General features: G+C 60.0%; 3 protein-coding genes and 2 pseudogenes. 2 read left to right on the top strand and 3 right to left on the bottom strand.

Annotation, left to right across the window (positions count from 1 at the left end; genetic code table 11):
* Together VIW95_RS16870 and VIW95_RS16865 are read right to left on the bottom strand one after the other, a co-directional pair.
* Positions 1-944: pseudogene (locus VIW95_RS16870) on the bottom strand (hypothetical protein); the annotation flags it as partial.
* A 12-nt stretch (positions 945-956) separates the two neighbouring features.
* Positions 957-1385 carry a CopD family protein gene (locus VIW95_RS16865; RefSeq protein WP_331588713.1) on the bottom strand — a complete coding sequence of 143 codons (429 nt, stop codon included), beginning with the start codon at positions 1383-1385 and terminating at the stop codon, positions 957-959.
* A gap of 164 nt (positions 1386-1549) precedes the next feature.
* Here VIW95_RS16865 and VIW95_RS16860 point away from each other — a divergent pair, with 164 nt between their 5' ends.
* A complete protein-coding gene (locus VIW95_RS16860; protein WP_331588711.1) occupies positions 1550-2884 on the top strand; it encodes an acetyl-CoA hydrolase/transferase family protein in 1335 nt (444 codons plus the stop codon).
* On the opposite strand, the gene VIW95_RS17675 is transcribed toward VIW95_RS16860, so the two are convergent.
* Entirely contained in the window at positions 2881-3054 is a 174-nt protein-coding gene (locus VIW95_RS17675; protein ID WP_414645304.1) for an FtsB family cell division protein, read from the bottom strand. The two genes, VIW95_RS16860 and VIW95_RS17675, sit on opposite strands and share 4 nt — an antisense overlap.
* Here VIW95_RS17675 and VIW95_RS16855 point away from each other — a divergent pair.
* Positions 3029-3223: pseudogene (locus VIW95_RS16855) on the top strand (hypothetical protein); the annotation flags it as partial. The gene VIW95_RS17675 and the pseudogene VIW95_RS16855 sit on opposite strands and share 26 nt — an antisense overlap.

The following is a 3223-nucleotide window of genomic DNA, read 5'->3' as shown; positions in this document are numbered from 1 at the left end:
AGTTCGTTGACGCCCGCAACCAGCCACACATGCGAGGTCTTCGCGACGTTCAAAAGAACCTGCACGATAGCGTCGCGATCGCCGGGCGTCATGCCGACCGTCTTCTCCGGGATAACGACGACCTGCGCACCCTGCTGCGCGGCCGTGGCGATTTCGCTCGCGTAGACGCCGATCAGCGCAGTCGCCTTGTCGGCATCCTCCGTCTTGGAATAACCCTCGTGAATGTCGGTAGCGATCAAACCGACGCGAACGCGCGGCCCCGAATGGCTCATCGCAAGACGCACTGCGCCGAAGATCACGATGGCCGCAAACACGCCAAGCGGAACTCCCGCCGCAAGAAACCACGGCCGATTCTCCCATGCGCGATACCATGCAACAGCGATTGCCGACGCAGGAAGCGTCATCGCGAACACCAGTCCCGGAAGGCCCGCAACCGAAACGACTTGCAGCAGCGGGACAAACCCCACCTGCCAATATCCCGGACTGCCCCACGTTCCGTCGCGCGAACTGACCGTGAAAACGAAACTGACGGCGGTCAGCAGAAACGGATATACGAAACCCGCCGCGACGCCGTCCCAACTGCGCGCCGCGCGGCGCGCAATCAGCACCAGTCCCGATCCCACCATCGCCTGAACCGCATACAACAAAAGAAATATTGGAAGCGGCAGAAAAAAAGATTCGGAAGACAACCAGCCCAAATTGCCGATGAACAAAGCCGCGAAGCTCGCAATCGCCGCCGTCCGCCATGACTTGGTACTGAACGCCAGCGCCAGGATCGGCAGCGGCGCGAACAGAGAAATGGGCCAGAGCCCGACGAATCTAACTACGAGGAAATATGAAAGCACAGAGAGCGCGACGCATGCCGTCGCCCCGTACGGAGTGCGAAGCGGATTGATTGCTTCTGTGTGAGCGCCTGCGGGTAGGTCATGCGCAGCTACAGCCATCGATGTACTCTACTAGAAGGGTTTGATCATCGTCAGCACCAGGATCGCTATCAACAGTGCGCTCACCATCCCGTGGATGACGCGAAACTCGCGGCTGGTTGACTGGCTAGGATGGTTCTCGAGGAACTTGATCCGCCGATAAAAGCGCACGTGATAAAAGAGCAGGATCGCAACCAGCAGCAACTTGGCCGAGATCCATCCGTGCCGCAGCACCGACGGATCCATGAGAACCAGCAGAAGCCCGAGCATGATGGTGACTGCGGCGCCGAGGTTGACCGTGGACTCGAACAAACCGCGCGCCGCGCCGAGAAAGCGTTCCTTGGGCAGCCCGACTTCTTCGGGCACGCGCGCGAGCAGACTGGTGACCATCAAAAGCCCGCCCATCCAGAAGATCACGCCGAAGATGTGAAGTGCGAGTATGAAGCCGCGAACAAAGTACATCGTATTCCCTCGTTTGCGTCAGATCGCGCGCATCTCGATGCCGCTGGCGGGCGCTTGCCGGACAGGCTCGATACTTGGCATTGATTAAGGTACGCCGGTTGAAGAGAATCCTACGCCAGCCGCGCAGTCAAGCGAATCATTCGGAATCGACAGAGGGCGTGCAGATGGCGACTTCCTACCAGGCAGAACTCAAGCGAAAGAAAATCAGCGCCGATGACGCCGCCGCGCGCGTCAAGTCCGGCGACTGGGTCGAGTACGGATTCGGACTCGGGCAGCCGGACGTGTTCGATCGCGCGCTGGCCGACTGTGCGTCAAAGCTCGAGCGGGTGAAGATTCGCGGATGCCTTGCGATGCGCCCGCGCGCGGCGGTCGAAGCAGATCCCGACGAGCGTCATCTCACCTACCTGTCGTGGTACTTCTCGGGGCTCGAAAGAAAGATGCACGACCGTGGCCTGGCGCATCACATTCCGATGAACTTCGGCGAGGCGCCGGACAACTATCGCCGCTTCATCGAGGTTGACGTTGCGGTGTTGAAGACGGCGCCGATGGACGAGCACGGATTTTTCAACTTCGGCCCGTCGGTCACGTACCACAAGGCGATCAGCGAAAAAGCGAAGACCTTGATCGTCGAGACCGACGCGAGCGTGCCGTACGTTTTCGGAATCGAGAACGCGGTGCATATAGATGATGTCGAGTTCGTGCTCGACGCGGGCGCATCAGAATTGCCGGAGCTGAAAAATCCCGCGGCGAACGTCGTCGATCAGAAAGTCGCAGAGCTGATCGCGCCGGAAATTCCGAGCGGCGCATGCGTGCAGATTGGAATTGGCGCGATGCCCAACGCGGTTTGCGAGCTGCTCGCGGCGGCGTCTGTAAAGGACCTCGGCGTTCACACCGAGATGTTCGTCGATTCGCTGGTCTCGCTTTTCGAAGCCGGCAAAGTGACCGGCGCGCACAAAGCGACCAATCGCTACCAGATGACCTACACCTTCGCGGCGGGATCGAAACGGATGTACGACTTTCTCGATCGCAACGCCGCATGCTTCGCGGGCCCGGTCGACTACACCAACCTGCCTAATCACATAATGCAGAACGATCGCGTCATCTCGATCTGCAACGCGGCGCAAATCGATCTCACCGGACAGGCGTGCTCCGAGTCCGCCGGCGTGCGCCAGATAAGTGGCACCGGAGGACAACTGCAATTCGTGCGCGGCGCGTACGCCTCGCGCGATGGCAAGTCGTTTCTGTGCATCGCATCGACCTACGAGCGCGATTCACACCGTGCGAGCAGGATCGTCGCGCGGATCGACGACTGCAACATCGTGACGACGCCGCGCACCGACGTGATGTACGTCGTAACCGAGTACGGGATGGTCAATCTGAAAGGCAAGTCAGTGCCGGAGCGGGCACGCGCGCTGATCTCGATCGCGCATCCTGATTTCCGCGAGCAACTCGAGCGTGAGGCTCGCGAGTACCGGCTAATCTCTCGCGCGATTTTCTAGCGTACCGGAGTTTCGTTGTCGCGATCGCTTTTGGCGTCGTCGGCAAACTTGTATACGAGTTCGTCGGGGCGGGCGTAGCCAAGTTCGCGGCGAATGAGGCGTTCGATATAGCGGTCGTCTGAACGAAGCTTCTGAACGCGCGTTTTGAACGCAGCATTGTCCGCTGCCAGCTCCGACTATCTGCTTGAACCGGCCTTCGCGACCGGCCGCTTGACTGTGGTAGACAACGCCGTGGTTGCGCGTATTTTGGTGGACGATCGTGGACTCGCGAGCGGAGTTCAATATTTCGACCGCAGCAGCAAGGAAGAGCACCAGGTGCGCGGGAAACGTGTGGTGCTC

Origin of the sequence: Binatus sp. (SeqCode), from assembly GCF_036522015.1 — a bacterium.
In the GTDB taxonomy this organism is placed as follows: Bacteria; Desulfobacterota; Binatia; order Binatales; family Binataceae; genus Binatus.
This window is presented reverse-complemented; position numbering and strand designations above follow the sequence as displayed.